This window comes from Synechococcus sp. TAK9802, assembly GCF_014279535.1.
Lineage (GTDB): Bacteria > Cyanobacteriota > Cyanobacteriia > PCC-6307 > Cyanobiaceae > Parasynechococcus.
In genome coordinates, this window is record NZ_CP047937.1 from 1,534,935 (window position 1) to 1,551,492 (window position 16,558).

Consider the following 16,558-nt stretch of genomic DNA (forward strand, 5'->3'; position numbering starts at 1 on the left):
ACGGCCTCAGAGCAGAGGAACAGACACAAAAAAAACGCCTGACCTCAGCAGGCCAGACGTTTTCAATCGTTAGAGCCTGGGAAGATCTTATTTTTTCGAAGGCTTCAACGAAGCAGCAGCTTTTTCAAAGCGTGCTTTTTCTGCAGCGGGAACTGATTTAGGGCAGAACTTCAGCGCACCACCAACGATCATGAATCCTGCATTGTTGAGAAATTGCTTCTCAGGCAAGGGATCTTTGGTGCCGGGAAGCAAACCACCGTGCTTGCCATAAATGACATGCAACTGACCAGCGAGGGCCACGGCCAGAGACTTGTTGAAATCGATCTTCTGCGCCCTCGCCTCGCAGAAGGTGGCAATCGACATCACGCCGTAGGTGTTGACCTCCATGGCCGTGGCAGGAGTGGGCTTGTCCTTGGAGGCCTGAGCCAGAGCCGTTGCCGGTGACAGCAAAGGGGCAGCCAGCACGAGAGCTGCGGCAGCAAATGAACGACGAATCACCTTGGGTCCCGGCAGCGTCAAATTTTTCGCAACTTACCGCCCATGCCAAAGCTGGCCGGAGCTCAGGCGCGGTTGTTGAACTGGGCCATCAGCACAACGGCGCCGTTGAGTCGTCCTGGATCAATCGTTTTCGATCAGTCGTCCTCGATCAGTGGCAGGGGATCGGACATTCGAATCTCATGGTGGTGCTCAACGATCGAGAGATCACCGTTCTCCCAGCTGTAGATAGCGCGGTAGCGGTAGCGGTCCTGATCGACAAGGCGAATGTGCTCGAGGATGTCCCACTGCTGGTAGTGAGATTCGAGGATGGTTTCGTGCTCATCCACCTGACGCAGCCGAGTGCGCACCGGGTCTCCCGTCAAATAACCGCGACTTCTCTGGAGTTGATGGCCCCACAACGTGGCTTCCATCACGCCACTGCGTTCAAACCAGGGTTTGCGGGCAAAGAATTCGTCGGAATGCTGGCCCTCCTGGTCAGACCACCAGCTGAAGCGGTAGCGGCTCTCACCCACCTGGGGGTGCGCAAACGCCTCCATTTTCAGGTTCATGTCCAAGTGGAGAACCTGGTCGTCACTGAAGGTGTATTGCCGCCGGGAACGCCACAACCCCAGATTGCGGCTGAACCAGCGGCGCAGGTTGCTATCCACCTGAATCGAAGGCTGGGCAGCCACTCCGCCGGGAACGGTCAGAGGAACACGGTTTTGCGCAGAAAAAAGCGACATGGACCGCGTCAATGACGCAACGGAGTGTTCCTGTTCGTCTTAGCGCTGCTGGCGGTGCAGTCAAAAACCCATAAGGTGAGCATCGGTTTTGCTGTCTTGCAGTCCGCGTGGTCAAGGACGCTCCCAAGACACGTCAAACCCTGAAGCTGTTGCTGGTGGCAGCTCGCCATCACCTGTCGGGTCAGGACCTCCGTTCCCTTGTGCAGTTCCTGGAACGGGAGGACCTGGGCTTCGAAGTCACCCTGCAAGTAGCCGATCCCGCCCAGCAACCCGAACTGCTTGAGCTGCATCGCCTCGTGGTGACGCCAGCGCTGATCAAATTGGCGCCCAACCCCAAGCAGGTGTTCGCGGGAAGCAACATCCTTCAGCAACTCAAAGGATGGGTGCCCCGCTGGAAACAGGATGGGGTGGTGAGCGGCCTTGGCCTCAGCCTCAGGCCCACCGAACTCGACGGCAGTCGCACCCAGAAGGAACTCCAGCTGGAGGATCAGCTGCTGGTGCTGCGCCAGGAGAACGAGACGCTGATCGATCGCGTCAGCGCCCAGGAACGCCTTTTGCGCATGGTGGCCCACGAACTGCGTACCCCACTTACGGCAGCGGCCTTGGCCCTGCAAAGCCAGAAGCTGGGCCAGATCGACATGGATCGCTTTCAGGATGTGATCACCCGCCGCCTGCAGGAGATGGAGGCGCTATCGAAGGATTTGCTGGAGGTGGGCACCACCCGGTGGGAAACCCTGTTCAACCCACAACGGCTTGACCTTGCCAGCGTTTCAGCCGAAGTGATCCTCGAGCTCGAAAAATTGTGGCTGGGGCGCAACGTCGAAATCAAAACCGACATTCCCTCTGACCTGCCCAAGGTTTTCGCCGATCAGCGCCGCATGCGCCAGGTGCTGCTGAATCTGCTCGAAAACGCCCTGAAATACACCGACGACGGCGGGCACATTTCGCTCACGATGTTTCACCGCACCAGCCAGCGGGTGGAGGTGAGCGTTTGTGACAGCGGTCCGGGAATTCCGGAAACAGAACAGCAGCGAATTTTTCTGGACCGGGTGCGGCTGCCGCAAACCTCCGACCAAACCACCGGTTATGGCGTGGGGCTGGCGGTCTGCCGCCGCATCGTTGAAGTGCACGGCGGCAAGATCTGGGTTGTGTCGGACCCTGGCGAAGGTGCCTGCTTCACCTTCACCGTGCCGATCTGGCAAGGACAAGGTGTCGAATGGGGTCAAGCTGTCTTGACGGAGGGTCCGACCAAGCCCTAGTGTTCACAAGTGATCAGGAGCACAGACCGCTCGTTGATTACGGCCTCGCCCCCATCGTCTAGAGGCCTAGGACACCTCCCTTTCACGGAGGCGACAGGGGTTCGAATCCCCTTGGGGGTATGACGTCATCATCAGACCCGTTCTGATGATGAGTTGAGTACCAATTCAAGTGTTTTGGCGTTTTTAAAGCTTCAAAACACCCAACCATTTGGTTTGCACTGAATCTGCTGCGCCCTCGCGGCTCTTTCAGCTGTTTCTGCGGTGTGCTTCCTGCACTACGGCGTTGAGATTGCTGGAGAGATCGTCACGCAGCCGCTCCTCGATCAAACCGATCGGCATGCCAAGGCAGCCTTGAACCGTCAGCTCATAGAGCAGTGAGCTGCCATCGGGACGCTGACGGATCTGCCAGGACCCTTCAAAACGTCGGAAATCCCCTTTCACCATGCGGAACTGCAGCAATCCGTCCTGGCGGTATTCCGTCAGCTCCAACTGAACCTGAGCCGAGAAACGCAGCCCCAGCAGCTGCTGACTGCCCACCTGTTGGAGGCGCACCGTCTGACCCTGGCGCTGAATCAGCTCACTGGTGCTGAGGTTGGGAATGAAACGAGACAGGTTCTCGTAGTCCGTCAGCACATCCCAGAGCAGCTGAACAGGCAGTGGAGATTTGAGTTCAGCGGCCAGACGCCGGGTCCCCTGAGGCAGCCGCTCCATGGTCTGCTCGATCGCAGTCCCCGAATCTGTGGAGGTTTGAAGCCCTCGTCCAAACATTGTCTGGGGGAAAACCAAAAGAGTGGCCGAGATGAGGAGCCGAATCCGAAGATCTTAATGAGGTCGCCTGGATCACATCAGATTCTGTTCCGAACAGCAACCTTTTTGTGTGAAATCAAAGGCCACGCCTATAGTCGCGCCACCAAAGGCAGGTGATTTCTATGCGGGTGTCCAATGCAGCGACAGAGCACTGCAATGAAGCTCTGTTCACTGTTGTGGCTCGTGGTCCCCAGGTCGGCGCCAAACCGTCCGTGGTTCAGACCTACACCGTTGCAATGAACCAGTTTTCCGCACTTTTCAAACGATTGGGGGCCACGGGCGCCAAGATCGTCTCTGTGAATGGTGCGGGCGAAGAGCGTTCCGCCGCTCCCGCTGTCGCCACCCCGGCACCTGCCAAACAACCCGCCAAAAAAACCGCCAAGAAAGCTGTGACGTCAAGCGCCCCGAAGAAGAAGCCCCACGCCGACGTTCCGGTCAACACCTACAAGCCCAAAACACCGTTTATGGGGACGGTGACGGAGAACTACTCCCTGCTGAAGGACGGCGCGATCGGCCGTGTGCAGCACATCACCTTTGATCTGGCTGGCGGCGACCCGCAGCTGAAGTACATCGAAGGACAGAGCATCGGCATCATTCCCGAAGGGGAAGACGCCAACGGCAAGCCCCACAAGCTGCGCCTGTACTCCATCGCCAGCACCCGCCATGGCGACAACTTGGAGGGCAACACCGTCTCCCTCTGCGTTCGCCAGCTCGAGTACAAGAACGACGCAGGTGAGCAGATCTATGGCGTCTGCTCCACCTACCTGTGCGACATCGAACCCGGTACCAAGGTGAAGATCACCGGTCCTGTCGGCAAGGAGATGCTCCTGCCTGACGACGAGGACGCCAACATCATCATGCTGGCGACGGGCACTGGCATCGCTCCGATGCGCACCTACCTGCGTCGCATGTTCGAGCCCCGTGAAAAGGAGGCCAACGGCTGGAAATTCCGCGGCAAAGCCTGGCTGTTCATGGGCGCACCCAAAACCGCCAACCTGCTCTATGACGAGGACTTCCTCCACTACGAGAAGGAGTATCCCGACAACTTCCGCTACACCAAGGCGATCAGCCGGGAACAGCAGAACGCCAAGGGCGGCCGGATGTACATCCAGGACCGCGTTCTGGAGCACGCTGAAGAGATCTTCGCGATGATCGAAGACCCCAAGACCCACGTGTACATGTGTGGTCTGCGCGGTATGGAGCCGGGCATCGACGAAGCCATGACCGCCGCCGCGGCCGCCAAGGGTCTCGACTGGGCCGAACTGCGTCCCCAGCTCAAGAAGGCCGACCGCTGGCACGTTGAAACATATTGATCGATCAAGCGCTGATCCATCAGCCAACGATCGTTTTCAGTCCACCCCTCGGGGTGGACTTCTTTTTGGGTTGGCAACAAAGGCTGACGCCAACACGGAAACAAAGCGGCGAGTCCATGTCTGTTGCCAGTTCCGTGCCTAAACCATCGTCAGAAGCCTGGACACTCCATGGTTGCCACGATGACGAACCCACTCAGGGTTGGACTGCGTCAGGAGCGCGTGATCGCGCCGCAGTGTCTGGTGATCTTCGGCGCCAGTGGTGATCTGACCCACCGCAAGCTGGTGCCAGCCCTGTTTGAACTGTTCAAGCAACGGCGTCTGCCCAGTGAGTTCGCCCTGCTGGGCTGTGCGCGACGGCCGTGGAGTGACGAGGAGTTCCGCGGAAAGATGGCGGAGGCACTGGCCAGCACGATCGAGGACGATCCCCAGGCCTGGGAGCAGTTCGTGGGCAAGTTGTTCTACGAGCCCGTCGACCTCCAACAACCAGACGATGTAGTGCGGCTGGGCGGTCGGCTGGAGCAGATCGATCAACAGTGCGCCACCCGCGGCAACCGCACCTTTTATCTTTCCGTCTCCCCCAAGTTCTATGGCAGTGGCTGCCGTTCACTGGCCGACGCTGGCCTGTTGAAGGACCCCAAACGCAGCCGGGTGGTGATCGAAAAGCCCTTCGGACGCGACTACGGCAGTGCCCAGGCCCTCAATCGCGTGGTGCAGGCCTGCGGTCAGGAGAACCAGATCTTTCGCATCGACCATTACCTGGGCAAGGAAACCGTCCAGAACATCATGGTTCTGCGGTTTGCCAACACGATCTTCGAGCCGATCTGGAACCGCAATTACATCTCCAGTGTTCAGATCACCGCCGCTGAAACGGTTGGAGTGGAGGAACGGGCCGGGTACTACGAATCGGCCGGTGCCCTTCGGGACATGGTGCAGAACCACCTGACCCAGATGCTGGCGATCACCGCCATGGAACCTCCCGGGCGCTTTGACCCGGAGGCCATCCGCAATGAAAAGGCCAAGGTGCTCCAGGCTGCCCGCCTGGCCGATGAGCTCGAACCCTGGAACTGTTGCATCCGTGGCCAGTACGGACCCGGTGGTTCGGCGGAATCGCCCCTGGCCGGATACCGCCATGAACCCGGCGTGGATCCCAACAGCACCACCGAGACCTACGTGGCGATGAAGCTGTTCATCGACAACTGGCGCTGGCAGGGGGTTCCGTTCTATGTGCGCACCGGCAAACGGCTGGCCAAGCGCACCAGTGAGGTGGTGCTCACTTTCCGTGAAGCACCGGTGCATCTGTTTGATGCAGCCACCGGAGGCCCCACGGCCAATCAGCTGATCCTGCGCATCCAACCGGATGAAGGGGCCGAATTCCGCTTCGAGGTGAAGTCACCCGGATCTGGCATGCGCAGCCGCCCGATCGACATGGAGTTCTCCTACGACGAATCCTTCGGGGAACCCTCCGATGAGGGCTATGTGCGGCTCCTGGCTGACGCCATGCTCAGCGACCCCACCCTGTTCACCCGCAGTGATGAGGTGGAAGCGGCATGGCGGCTCTACACCCCGCTGTTGGAACTGATTGAAGACAGTCCCTGGCAGCTGCCGGTTCATCCCTACGAATCCCGCACCTGGGGACCGGCCGCCGCGGATGCCCTGCTGGCGAAGGACGGACTGCTCTGGCGACGCCCCTGACCGCGCACGTTCACAGCCCTGTTGTTCAGCTCTCCACGTCTCGTTCATCCGTCACCATGTCCCCTCAGCTCACCCTGCAAACCCCGCTCGAACTGGCACCGGCGGAGGTGCCCCACTACCTCGAACAGCTCTGGTCCCCCGAGCAGCAGGGCAGCACGGGCACCGGGGCCAATACTTTCTGCCTGCTGATCTGGCAACCCGCCTGGGCCGAGCAGCAATTGATCCGCAGTGGTCGTTTATCAGGCCCCATCACGGGCCAGCAGTCCGCCCCCTTGATCGCTGCGGGACGTCAGGCGGTGCTGGATGCAGACCTCCCACTAAGCACGCCGCCCCTGGATGGGGCTGTGGTGAAGGCAGTGGCTGATTTGGAAGGGCAAGCCAACGCCGAAGACCTGCGTGGGCAGTACATCGACCCAGCCCTGAGTGCACTGATGCCCCGGCGCCTGATCACCCTGGCACCCACCATCGATGCGGCCCAGCCCCTGGCAACACTCGTAGCCGCCTACTGCCCGCTGCCTGAAGAAGGCGGTGGTACCGCCGCCTGCGGCGATGTGGTGGTGCTGCGGGGCGGCCATGGCGCCCTGCATGAGGGCCTTTCGATTCTCGACCCCCTGCTGCCGGAATCGATGCCGGCCTGGGTCTGGTGGAACGGCTGCATCGATGAACCACCGGAGCTGATGCAACGGCTCACCAGCGCACCACGGCGCCTGATCATCGACACCGCTTTAGGGGATCCGCGTCAGTGCCTTGAGCTTCTGCGTCACCGCGTGGAGAGCGGCCAGGCGGTGAACGATCTTAACTGGCTGCGCCTGCGCAGTTGGCGCGAGACCCTGGCCATAGTGTTCGATCCGCCGCAACGGCGTGATGCCCTGAGCCACATCACCCGTCTCGACATCGACGTTGAGGGCCATCACCCTGCCCAAGGGCTGCTGCTGGCCGCCTGGATCACCGATCGACTGGGCTGGACGCTGCTCTCGACCGCTGCGGTCGAAAACGGCACCACCGCCCAGTTCAAGCGCTCCGATGGCACCGAGGTGCGCTTCCAACTGATGGCCGTGCCAACAGCTCAGCCCAACGTGCACGCCGGCCAGATGGTGGGGCTGCGGCTGATCGCTGAACCGGAGAACGGCCAGGGCGTGTGCGTGATTCTCTGCGCTGAATCCGGGGGCTGCATGCGTTTGGAGGGGGGAGGCATGGCCAACCTCGAGCTGCATGAGGAAGTGGTTCCCGTGCAGCACGACACCCCTGAAATGGATGTGGCCCGCCTGCTGGGCGGCGGTCACGACAGCACCAATCCCCTGCTGGCCGCTGCGGCTCCGCTGGCTGCCAGGCTGCTGGGCTGATCCGCATCTGAGCCATGGCCGCTGTCATCGCTGCACCAGCCAGTGGCAGCGGCAAAACCCTGTTGAGCCTGGCGCTGCTGAGCTGGGCCCAGCAGAACGGACGCCGGATCCAGGCCTTCAAGGTGGGACCGGACTATCTCGATGCCCAGCTGCTCAGCCAGGCCTCGGGGCAGGCCTGTCGCAACCTCGATCTCAATCTCTGCGGAGAAGCCTGGTTGCGCCAGGCCTTTCACGGTTACGGCGGTGCCTCTGAGCTGACCCTCGTGGAAGGGGTGATGGGGCTCTTCGATGGCATCGGCAGCAGTACAACCGGAAGCACGGCCGACGTGGCCCGCCTGCTGGACCTGCCGGTGGTGCTGGTGCTGGATGCCGGTGGTCAGGCCGCCTCCCTCGGCGCCATCGTGCGCGGATTCCGCGATCACGATCCCCAGCTGCGCATCGCCGGTGTGGTGCTCAACAAAGTCAGCAGCCCCAGGCACCGGGAGCTGCTGGCCGAAGTGCTGGAGCGCATGGAGGTGCCATTGCTGGGCTGCTTGCCGCGCAGCGAAGCCCTGGCCCTGCCGGGCCGGCATCTCGGCTTGGCCCCGGCCCATGAATTGGAGGCCCCCGAGCAGCGACGCCAGGCCTGGGCCGCTCTGGCCAGCCAGCACCTGAACCTGGAACGCCTGGTCCCCCTGCTCCAGGCGCCCCGCCCCGGGCCGCATCCCCTGGCCAACATCCCCGTGGAGCAGGGCCAGCCCCTGCCGGTGGCTTTGGCCAGTGATGCCGCCTTTCACTTCCGCTACCAGGAAACCAGTGAACTGCTGGAGCACATGGGCATGCCCGTGCTCCGCTGGAGCCCCCTGGCCGATGAGGCCATCCCTGCAGACGCCAAGGGGCTGATCCTGCCGGGCGGTTTTCCCGAACAGCACGCTGCCCAGCTCAGCGGCTGCACGCGAAGCCTGAGCTCGCTGCGGGCGTTCGTGCAGCAGCGACCGCTCTACGCCGAATGCGGCGGGATGCTTGTTCTCGGAGAGCAGCTGACCGACCTCGATGGCACCAGCCACCCCATGGCGAGCCTGCTTCCCTTCACAGCCCAGCGCGGCCCGCTGCAGGTGGGCTATCGCCGCCTGCAGGCGCGGCGGGACAGCCCTGTGGTGGAAAGCGGTCAGCAGCTGGTGGGCCATGAATTTCACCGCTGGGAACTGCACACCAACCGGCCGTCCTCCGACAGGTCAGTGCTGTGGGACATTGAGGGATGGAAAGTCCATCGACATTCGGAAGGATGGGTCGATCAGACGGTTCACGCGAGCTGGGTTCACCTGCACTGGGCAAGCTCTACGACGATCTGCTCCCGATGGCGCGCCGCGCTCGAAGCCGGGGAGAAAAGATCGCCAAGCGCTTCGTCAACCGTCAGCCGCCCCAACGGATCCAAGCCTTCGTCGAACGCTGGCGCTGGGTGATCGAAGGCCGGGTTCAGCGGGTGGGATTCCGCGCCAGCTGCAATCGGCGCGCCCTGGATCTCGGCATCAGCGGCTGGGTGCGCAACCTGAGTGATGGCCGTGTGGAAGTGCAGGCCGAAGGGCCACCGCTGGCCTTGTCTGAGCTGCGGGCCTGGTGTGAGGTCGGGCCGCCGGGCGCCCGGGTGGTTCGGGTGACCCCCAGCCAGCTCCCGGTCACGGGCGACGACTGGTTCGAAGTGCGCTACTGAGACGAAGTGCGCTGAGACATCGAGGCGAAAAAATTGGGAAGGTGCTCTCCACGCTCCGCCCATCTCGCTACGGCTGAAGCAGGACCTTCGCGCCTGCCGCATGCTCCGCTTCGGATTTGTCCTGTTGATCACTGCGCTGCCCCTGCTCGGCATGGAGGCCATGAGCACGCGACGGGAAACCTCCAAGCAGGTGTTCGATTCAGCGGCAGAAGCCCTTAACGCCTGTCAGAGCTGGCGGCTCAGGGGAGGACAGTTTTCGGCCCTGATTCCCGCCGCTGCACCGGTATCAACGCAGGCGCGGCCTGTGCAAACCGACATCCGCAGCTGCGAGGCCGATCTGGACCATGCACTGGTGCTGGGGCGCCGCTACAGCGTTGTGCCCGGCGTGCACCACAACAAAACGCTGCGGTCGCTGCACCGCCCGATCCATCGCACCTTTCCTTACCTGCTGCCAGATGGCACAACTGGCGAATAAAGCCCCTGGCATGTCTTGAGCAACTTCCTCGACACCAAAGACAAAGCCTTCTGGAGAGCCCTGCTCGGCGTTGTGAGTTTGGGGGTGAGCATCAGCCTGGCGGCCCTGATCCTGCGACTCTGAGCGCTGATCCTCGGATTCACTCGGAATCCCGCGTGGTGTCGAATTGGCGCTGCCAGGTGGCACGCAGATCAGGCGACGTCTCGCCGCCGAGCAACCAAACCCCCGTGCGGGCACGGGACACGGCCACATAACAGAGCTGCTGGCGGATGACTGGATCGGCCCGGAACACATCCGGCGCCACGAAGACATCCCCGAAACTGCTGCCCTGACTGCGATGCACCGTGAGCACCGCCGCCGGCCCCAGCGAGGCGAAGGCATCGCGAATCAGGAAGTACTGCCGCCAGATCGCGCGACCATTTTTCTTGCCGGCATCACGGGCCTGCTTGCGCAGCCGCTGCATCACCGCATCGAGCTCCTGACGACCTGGGCTGCCAATCGGCGGCTGCAGGCGCAGGGTGAGCTCCAGATCCCCCGCATTCACCGATGCGGAGAGGGTCTCGATCACCGGCACGGGCCCATCGGCTGAGGAGAGGCCGAAATCCGCCAGGTCACAGGCCTCCGGCTTCACGTCCCGCACCGTGACTTCGCGGTTGGAGCCGAGCACCATGTCGGGTTCTTCACCCGCCTCGTCTCCGTCCCTTGAGGCCGGGGCCATCACGGCGGTGCGACTGATCAACACCTCACCGGGCAGCACCGGCATCTGATCGGCCATCTCCCCATGGATGGCCCGGCGCGCATGAGGCACCAGACGATCCAGGGTGCGGTTCGTGTAGCAGAGGATGCGTGCTGCATCGGGGTTGTCTTGCACCGAGGCGTCGCGCAATGCACGCCGGGCCTGATCCAGCCACTCCCGTTGCACCAGGCTGCGCACCTGCCCCTGCGGGGAACGAATCGGCGGCAGCAGCGGCGGCATCTGGCAGGGCAGGCGCCCCTCCCGCAGCCCCGCCGCCAACTGCAGCACCGGACCTTGATGCCGCACCACTTGGGTCAAGCTGGCGGAACAGGAGCGTTGCATCGCAAACACGGGGCTGTTCGGCTCACCCACCGGAGGCAACTGGGCGGGGTCGCCGACGAACACCAGACGGGTCTTGAACGGATGGGCGCACTGGAGGGCAATGCCCAACAGGGTGCTGTCGACCATCGAGGCTTCATCAATCAGCACCAGACCCAGGTTCTCCAGGGCCATGGCCGTCTGCTCGGTGGGTTCACAGAGTTCAGCGTCGGCGGAGCGCTTGAGCTTCAGCCGCAGCAAACGATGAATGGTGGAGGGGTACCAGGTGGGTTGGAGACCCTCCAACTCCAACGCCTGGCGCAGAACGCCCACCGCTTTATGGGTCGGTGCCACGACGGTCCAGCACAAACCGCTGGCCTCCACCTGGCGCAGCAGGCGCATGGAGAGGAAGGTTTTGCCGCTGCCGGCAAAACCACTGAGCACGAAAGGCGTGCCATCAACGGGCTGCTTGAGCCAGGCCGCAAAGGCATCCGCCGCTTCCTGCTGATCAGCGGTGAGGTCCGCGGCAGCGGTCACCCCAGCCCAGCTCCAAGACCCGACAGCAGATGCAGCGGTGATCCCACAAATTCCAAACCGGGCAGAGCAATGGCGGGACCCATCAGGCTGCCCACCAGCACCTGCAGCCGGCTGTGGCCCAGGCTTTCCTTGAGAGGTTTCTCCGGAGCGTCTGGCCAGAGCGAATCAGGCAGACCATTGACCCGTTCTGCCGTCAGCCCGGCGGCGCGACGAATGCCACTGGCGTCGTACATGACGACGAATGCCACCATCGCCGCAAGGGCGAAGAGGGGGTGATCAAAGCCCAGGGTCCAGCCCACACAGGCCGCCGTGCCGGTGACCAGGGCGGAGTGGCTTGACGGCATGCCGCCGGTTTCGATCAGCACCGCCGGACGCCAACGGCGATGCAGAAGCAACTCAAGGAACAATTTCGAGAGCTGGGCGACGCCACAGGCCATCAGGCCCCAGGTGAGCGAACTGTTGTCGAAGAACTCCCGCAGCACCGCATGGGAGGGCGTGGCGTCGATCATCGGTCGCGGCTGGTGATGAAGTCAGCCAAGGCCAGCAGGGGAATCGCCTTCTCAGCCCAGGGTTGAAGCGCCTCTTTCGCTTCATTGACCAACGCATCGGCCCGACGGCGGGACTCGTCGAGCCCGAGAAGCTTGGGATAGGTGGTCTTGTCGGCGATGAGGTCCTTGCCGGCGGTTTTGCCGAGCACCTCGCTGCTGGCGGTGATATCGAGGATGTCGTCGATGATCTGGAAGGCGAGGCCGATCCCCCTGGCGTAGGTGCGCAGGGACTTGATCAGCGCCTCATCGGCGCCGCCGATCATCGCTCCGGTGATCACACAGGCACTCAACAGGGCTCCGGTTTTGTGGAGGTGGATGTATTCGAGGGTTTCAAGATCCACCTCCTTGCCTTCGCTTTCCAGATCCACCACCTGGCCGCCCACTAGGCCAGGGGCGCCGGCCACCAACGACAGTTCTCCCACCACCTTGAGCAGACGCTCAGCCGGCACATCCGGACTGCGCAGCGCCACCATTTCGAAGGCGCGGGTCAGCAGGGCATCACCGGCAAGGATGGCCACGGCTTCGCCGTACACCTTGTGGTTGGTGGGTCGACCACGGCGCAGGTCGTCGTCATCCATGGCCGGCAGGTCGTCATGGATCAACGACATGGTGTGGATCATTTCCAGCGCCACCGCCGTGGGCAGGGCCTGCGTCGCTTCCCCGCCTGCCAGCTCGCAGGCGGCAAGGCAGAGAATCGGGCGCAGGCGCTTGCCACCGGCAAGCAGCGAATAGCGCATCGCTTCCCGGAGGGACTCCGGCCGCTCCGGACCGAGCGATCCATCGAGGGCCGATTCCACCCGCTCTTTGGCCTTGCCGAGATAGGCCTTGAAATCGAACTCGGCGCTCATGGGTGGACCCTGGCTGGCGGGATTCTCTCAGGCCGAGCCCTTAGCTGCCGAGGGGAACCCAATCCATCGGATGGGGTGTTCGCATCTCGCGTCCCTTGCCCGGCGCCGTGGTGATGGCCAGGTCGTAGGACACCGAATAGCGGGGGCTGCTTCCCTCATAGGGGAGCACCCGATGGCGCAGGTCCGAAGGGAACAGCAGAAGACGGTGGGATAACGGCGCAAACACCCCACCGGAAACCGCCGCATCGCGGTAGGGAATCGCCATCACATGGCTGAAGTAATCGTCGGGCGCCTCAAATTCCAGCTCCCCGCTCTCGTTCGCAGGATCCGTCAACACGTAGAACACCTCGCTCAACTGGGCGTTGCGGTGTCTGTGCAGATCCACCGTTCCGCCATTCCTCGCACACACCACAGGCCAGACCTTCTGGATGTGGGCCACAAGACCGTGCTACGGGCCCAACAGCGCACGGAGATAGGCCGAAACGTGCTCAGCCAACTGCCCGTTCAGCCACTGGAACGCATCCATGCGATGCAACTGATCCAGGCCGGCATGGCCCAGCAGATCTCCGGTGAGGTTATTGCGATCGCTGAACTCAGGGTGCTGATACACCTGGGCATCGAACTGCTCCAGCTGCTGCTGCATGGCTGCGGCTGTGGCGTTATCCGGCTCAAGGTCCACCTGCAGAACGGGGGTGGGGAACAGCCAGTGCAGCGCCATGGAACCGATCAGTGCACGAGATCGTCCAAATCATGGTCAAGGTTGTGGCGTCTGCTCCAAGCCACAACGGTGTTCACCAGAAGCATCGTCACCGTCATCGGTCCCACACCTCCGGGCACGGGCGAGAGCGCAGCAGCGATCGACTCGACTTCAGCCGCACGAACATCCCCGCACAGTCCGCCTTCCGGCTTGCGGTGGATGCCCACATCCACCACCGCAGCTCCCGGCCGCACGTGCTCGGCCCCGATGAACTCAGGACGGCCTGCTGCCACCACGAGGATGTCGGCTTCGCGGGTGTGAGCCGCCAGATCGGCCGTGCGGGAGTGGGCGATGGTGACGGTGGCGTTGGCGGCCTGAAGCATCAAGGCCATCGGCTGCCCCACGAGAATGCTGCGGCCGATCACCACGGCGCGCTTGCCCGCAGGATCGATGCCATTGCTGCGCAGCATCGCCATCACCCCGGCGGGGGTGCAGCTGCGCGGGCCCGGCTTCCCTTTGAGCAGCCGTCCGAGATTGAGGGTGTGCAGACCATCGGCATCCTTTTCAGGATCAATGGCCATCAGCAGCGGCCCCTCATCGAGGCCAGCAGGAAGAGGCAGCTGCAGGAGGATCCCGTCCACTGCAGGGTTGGCATTCAGCCGTTCAATCGTCTGAAGCACCTGCGCTGGAGGCGTGTCGCCGGGGAGGTGATCACCAAAGCTGGCCACCCCGATCCGAGCACAGGCTTTTTCCTTGTTGGCGACGTAGACGGCGCTGGCGGGATCATCACCAACCCGCAGCACCGCCAAGCCCGGCGGTCGCCCCGCCTCGGCCAGACGCCGTTCGATCAGGGTTTGAAGACGATGCTCCACATCCCTTGCCAGCACCTTGCCGTCCAAACGCAGGGCCATGGCATTCCCATGCACTCCCTCCAGCATGCCCTCTGAGGAGAGCTAGCGTTAAGCCGCTACAGGGTCCTTTTTGGTTCGTGTTCCACGGCTGAGCAGCCTTTGGCGGAACTGGGTGCGGCTCGAAGGCCCAGGGCGACGCCTGCTGCGCTGGACGCGACTGCAAACCTTTGTTGTGCTGCTGCTGTGCCTTTCCGTGGCCGCAGCCTCAAGCCTGCCCTGGCTGATCAAGCCAAAACTTCAACCCGGATCAGTGGCCCCGTTTGAAGCCATCGCTCCAAAGGATGCACTGGTGCAGGACAGCACCGCCCTCGAGCAGCAGCGGGCCTCGCTGGTGGCGCGATCGGTGGTGCAGGTGATCGATCAGGAGCAGACCCAAGCACTCAAACAACGGCTCGAGCAACAACTGCTGCAACTGCAGGAGGTCACCAACACCGGATCTGGAGACCGGATCGGGCCGGTGAACCTGTCTGATCAAGAGAAAAGGTGGCTGGAACGACGCAGCGAATGGGAGCATCTGGCCTGGGATAAAGCGGTGCGCAGCACCGCTGATCGCATGCTCAGCCAAGGGCTTGTGAGCAACCTGGCCATTGAGCAATTGCGCAAGGCCGCCGACCAGCAACTCAAGGCGGTTGCCCTGCAGCCAGAGGCGGCGCGCACCCTGGCCGGCAAGGTGCTCACCAGCGCCATGCGCGGCAGCACCAACCTGCGCACGGACCCGAACCTGAGCAAGCAGCTGATCGAGGAACAGCTGACCAAACAGGCCATTCCCACGATCGAGGTGCGCAAGGGGGATCTGATCACCCGCAAGGGCGAGCTGATCAGTCCCCAGGCCTACGACGTGCTGGATTATTTCGGCCGCGTGCGCCGCGAACCCCAACCGTTGATCTGGTTCCAAAGGTTTGTTGAAGCCGCTGCAGCCTGCGCCGTGATGCTTCTGGTGATGCGGCGTGAACGGCCTGGCCTGGAGGTGCGCCATGCGCTGCTGGCGGTGGGCCTGCTGCTTTTGGTGCAGGGAGCCAAGCTCTGGTTCAAAAGCTCCGTGAGCCCTCTGGCTGTGCTGGTGGCGCCCACCCTGGTGCTGGCGGAAGGCCTCGGCACCGGCTGCGGCTTGGTCTGGATGGGGGTGGCCGCTCTGCTCTGGCCAGAACCCGTCCAGGGGTTGGGGGACGGTCGCCTGATTGTGGCGGCAACGGTGGCCGCCGCTGGGGCCTTGATCGCAGGTCGTCAGCGCAGCCGCGGCCAGTTGCTTCAACTCACGGTGCTGCTGCCGATCGGCGCCTTTATGGGGCAGTGGCTGCTGCTGCAGATGCAACCGATCACCGGCCTGCGGCTCTGGGGAAATCTGAATCCAAGCCTGGATGAACTGGCCACCGATTCCTTTGTGCTCGGCGTTCTACAGATGTTCAGCCTGCTGCTGATCCCGATGCTCGAGGGCTCCTTTGGCCTGCTCACCCGGGCGCGGCTGCTGGAACTGGCCGACCAGGAGCGCCCTCTACTGCGCCGCCTCTCCTGCGAAGCCCCGGGAACTTTCGAACACACCCTGATGATCTGCGGCCTGGCGGAGGAAGGGGCGCGGGCGATAGGTGCGGATGTGGATCTGATCCGGACCGGTTCGCTGTACCACGACGTGGGCAAACTGCATGCGCCGGACTGGTTCATCGAGAACCAGAAGGATGGCCCCAATCCCCACGACGCGCTGGATGACCCCCAGGCGAGTGCGGCGGTGCTTCAAGCCCATGTGGATGAGGGGCTGAAGCTGGCGCGGCGCCACCGCCTGCCCCGGCCCATCGCCGATTTCATCCCTGAGCACCAGGGCACCTTGAAAATGGGCTACTTCCTGCACAAGGCCCAGGAGCGCGGCGGAGCCGTTGAGGAGCGCCGCTTCCGTTACCGGGGCCCGGTACCCCGCTCCAAAGAAACGGCGATCCTGATGCTGGCCGACGGCTGTGAAGCGGCGCTTCGATCACTCCCCCCCGACACCTCCGATGCCCAGGCGGTGGACACGGTGCGGCGGATTGTGGAAGCGCGGCAGCGGGATGGACAACTGCGCAAAAGCAGCCTCAACCGCAGCGAAGTGGAACTGGTGATTCGTGCCTTCGTGCAGGTGTGGCGGCGGATGCGCCACCGCCGCATCCCCTATCCAATCCCCGCCCGACGCTGACTG

The 16,558-nt window shown here is 63.0% G+C and carries 15 protein-coding genes, 1 tRNA gene and 1 pseudogene; 9 read left to right on the forward strand and 8 right to left on the reverse strand.

What is annotated here, in order from left to right:
- Positions 1-87: 87 nt before the first annotated feature.
- Positions 88-465, reverse strand: a complete 378-nt coding sequence (locus SynTAK9802_RS08930) for a cAMP phosphodiesterase (protein ID WP_255487738.1) — start codon at positions 463-465, stop codon at positions 88-90.
- 167 nt (positions 466-632) lie between these two features.
- On the reverse strand, positions 633-1,220 hold the full coding sequence (locus tag SynTAK9802_RS08935; protein WP_186495808.1) for a hypothetical protein: 588 nt from the start codon (positions 1,218-1,220) through the stop codon (positions 633-635).
- 107 nt (positions 1,221-1,327) lie between these two features.
- Here SynTAK9802_RS08935 and SynTAK9802_RS08940 point away from each other — a divergent pair, with 107 nt between their 5' ends.
- Both SynTAK9802_RS08940 and SynTAK9802_RS08945 read left to right on the forward strand, forming a co-directional pair.
- Complete coding sequence (locus tag SynTAK9802_RS08940) at positions 1,328-2,479, forward strand: histidine kinase (RefSeq protein ID WP_186495809.1); 1,152 nt, start codon at positions 1,328-1,330, stop codon at positions 2,477-2,479.
- Positions 2,480-2,526: 47 nt separating this feature from the next.
- Positions 2,527-2,599 (forward strand) — tRNA-Glu (locus SynTAK9802_RS08945).
- Positions 2,600-2,725: 126 nt separating this feature from the next.
- Here SynTAK9802_RS08945 and SynTAK9802_RS08950 read toward each other — a convergent pair.
- A complete protein-coding gene (locus tag SynTAK9802_RS08950) occupies positions 2,726-3,247 on the reverse strand; it encodes an SRPBCC family protein (RefSeq protein ID WP_186495810.1) in 522 nt (173 codons plus the stop codon).
- A 161-nt stretch (positions 3,248-3,408) separates the two neighbouring features.
- Here SynTAK9802_RS08950 and SynTAK9802_RS08955 point away from each other — a divergent pair, with 161 nt between their 5' ends.
- From SynTAK9802_RS08955 to SynTAK9802_RS08980, 6 genes are all read left to right on the forward strand, one after another.
- Positions 3,409-4,599 (forward strand): FAD-binding oxidoreductase, encoded by a 1,191-nt coding sequence (locus SynTAK9802_RS08955; RefSeq protein WP_186495811.1) that lies wholly within the window; start codon positions 3,409-3,411, stop codon positions 4,597-4,599.
- A 168-nt stretch (positions 4,600-4,767) separates the two neighbouring features.
- The gene (zwf, locus tag SynTAK9802_RS08960) at positions 4,768-6,291 is read left to right on the forward strand and encodes a glucose-6-phosphate dehydrogenase (protein WP_186495812.1); all 1,524 of its coding nucleotides are present in this window, start codon (positions 4,768-4,770) and stop codon (positions 6,289-6,291) included.
- A 56-nt stretch (positions 6,292-6,347) separates the two neighbouring features.
- Positions 6,348-7,634, forward strand: coding sequence for a glucose-6-phosphate dehydrogenase assembly protein OpcA (locus SynTAK9802_RS08965; protein ID WP_186495813.1), 1,287 nt, complete (start codon positions 6,348-6,350; stop codon positions 7,632-7,634).
- A 14-nt stretch (positions 7,635-7,648) separates the two neighbouring features.
- Positions 7,649-9,076 carry a cobyrinate a,c-diamide synthase gene (locus SynTAK9802_RS08970; RefSeq protein WP_186495814.1) on the forward strand — a complete coding sequence of 476 codons (1,428 nt, stop codon included), beginning with the start codon at positions 7,649-7,651 and terminating at the stop codon, positions 9,074-9,076.
- Positions 9,043-9,324 carry an acylphosphatase gene (locus SynTAK9802_RS08975; protein ID WP_255446263.1) on the forward strand — a complete coding sequence of 94 codons (282 nt, stop codon included), beginning with the start codon at positions 9,043-9,045 and terminating at the stop codon, positions 9,322-9,324. The genes SynTAK9802_RS08970 and SynTAK9802_RS08975 overlap by 34 nt, the downstream gene beginning before the upstream one ends.
- Positions 9,325-9,424: 100 nt before the next feature.
- Positions 9,425-9,799, forward strand: a complete 375-nt coding sequence (locus SynTAK9802_RS08980; RefSeq protein WP_186495816.1) for a hypothetical protein — start codon at positions 9,425-9,427, stop codon at positions 9,797-9,799.
- A gap of 139 nt (positions 9,800-9,938) precedes the next feature.
- Here SynTAK9802_RS08980 and SynTAK9802_RS08985 read toward each other — a convergent pair whose 3' ends face one another.
- The 5 genes and pseudogenes from SynTAK9802_RS08985 to folD all read right to left on the reverse strand — a co-directional run bounded on the left by SynTAK9802_RS08985 (position 9,939) and on the right by folD (position 14,394).
- The gene (locus SynTAK9802_RS08985) at positions 9,939-11,390 is read right to left on the reverse strand and encodes an ATP-dependent RecD-like DNA helicase (protein WP_186495817.1); all 1,452 of its coding nucleotides are present in this window, start codon (positions 11,388-11,390) and stop codon (positions 9,939-9,941) included.
- Positions 11,387-11,899, reverse strand: a complete 513-nt coding sequence (locus SynTAK9802_RS08990) for a divergent PAP2 family protein (RefSeq protein ID WP_011364875.1) — start codon at positions 11,897-11,899, stop codon at positions 11,387-11,389. Before SynTAK9802_RS08990 ends, SynTAK9802_RS08985 begins: the two co-directional genes overlap by 4 nt.
- Positions 11,896-12,786, reverse strand: a complete 891-nt coding sequence (gene crtE, locus SynTAK9802_RS08995) for a geranylgeranyl diphosphate synthase CrtE (RefSeq protein WP_186495818.1) — start codon at positions 12,784-12,786, stop codon at positions 11,896-11,898. The genes SynTAK9802_RS08990 and crtE overlap by 4 nt, the downstream gene beginning before the upstream one ends.
- Positions 12,787-12,826: 40 nt before the next feature.
- Positions 12,827-13,504: pseudogene (locus SynTAK9802_RS09000) on the reverse strand (TIGR02466 family protein).
- 8 nt (positions 13,505-13,512) lie between these two features.
- Positions 13,513-14,394, reverse strand: coding sequence for a bifunctional methylenetetrahydrofolate dehydrogenase/methenyltetrahydrofolate cyclohydrolase FolD (folD, locus tag SynTAK9802_RS09005; protein WP_186495819.1), 882 nt, complete (start codon positions 14,392-14,394; stop codon positions 13,513-13,515).
- A 70-nt stretch (positions 14,395-14,464) separates the two neighbouring features.
- Here folD and SynTAK9802_RS09010 point away from each other — a divergent pair, with 70 nt between their 5' ends.
- Positions 14,465-16,555: an HDIG domain-containing metalloprotein gene (locus SynTAK9802_RS09010; protein ID WP_186495820.1), complete on the forward strand. Its 2,091-nt coding sequence runs from the start codon at positions 14,465-14,467 to the stop codon at positions 16,553-16,555.
- Positions 16,556-16,558 lie beyond the last annotated feature (3 nt).

What these genes read in the sequence shown, in the direction of transcription:
- folD (WP_186495819.1), bottom strand. Translation starts at nt 14,394, where the DNA reads ATGGCCCTGCGTTTGGACGGCAAGGTGCTGGCAAGGGATGTGGAGCAT.
- zwf (WP_186495812.1), top strand. Translation starts at nt 4,768, where the DNA reads ATGGTTGCCACGATGACGAACCCACTCAGGGTTGGACTGCGTCAGGAG.
- SynTAK9802_RS08950 (WP_186495810.1), bottom strand. Translation starts at nt 3,247, where the DNA reads ATGTTTGGACGAGGGCTTCAAACCTCCACAGATTCGGGGACTGCGATC.
- crtE (WP_186495818.1), bottom strand. Translation starts at nt 12,786, where the DNA reads ATGAGCGCCGAGTTCGATTTCAAGGCCTATCTCGGCAAGGCCAAAGAG.
- SynTAK9802_RS08955 (WP_186495811.1), top strand. Translation starts at nt 3,409, where the DNA reads ATGCGGGTGTCCAATGCAGCGACAGAGCACTGCAATGAAGCTCTGTTC.
- SynTAK9802_RS08965 (WP_186495813.1), top strand. Translation starts at nt 6,348, where the DNA reads ATGTCCCCTCAGCTCACCCTGCAAACCCCGCTCGAACTGGCACCGGCG.
- SynTAK9802_RS08980 (WP_186495816.1), top strand. Translation starts at nt 9,425, where the DNA reads ATGCTCCGCTTCGGATTTGTCCTGTTGATCACTGCGCTGCCCCTGCTC.
- SynTAK9802_RS08935 (WP_186495808.1), bottom strand. Translation starts at nt 1,220, where the DNA reads ATGTCGCTTTTTTCTGCGCAAAACCGTGTTCCTCTGACCGTTCCCGGC.
- SynTAK9802_RS08990 (WP_011364875.1), bottom strand. Translation starts at nt 11,899, where the DNA reads ATGATCGACGCCACGCCCTCCCATGCGGTGCTGCGGGAGTTCTTCGAC.
- SynTAK9802_RS08970 (WP_186495814.1), top strand. Translation starts at nt 7,649, where the DNA reads ATGGCCGCTGTCATCGCTGCACCAGCCAGTGGCAGCGGCAAAACCCTG.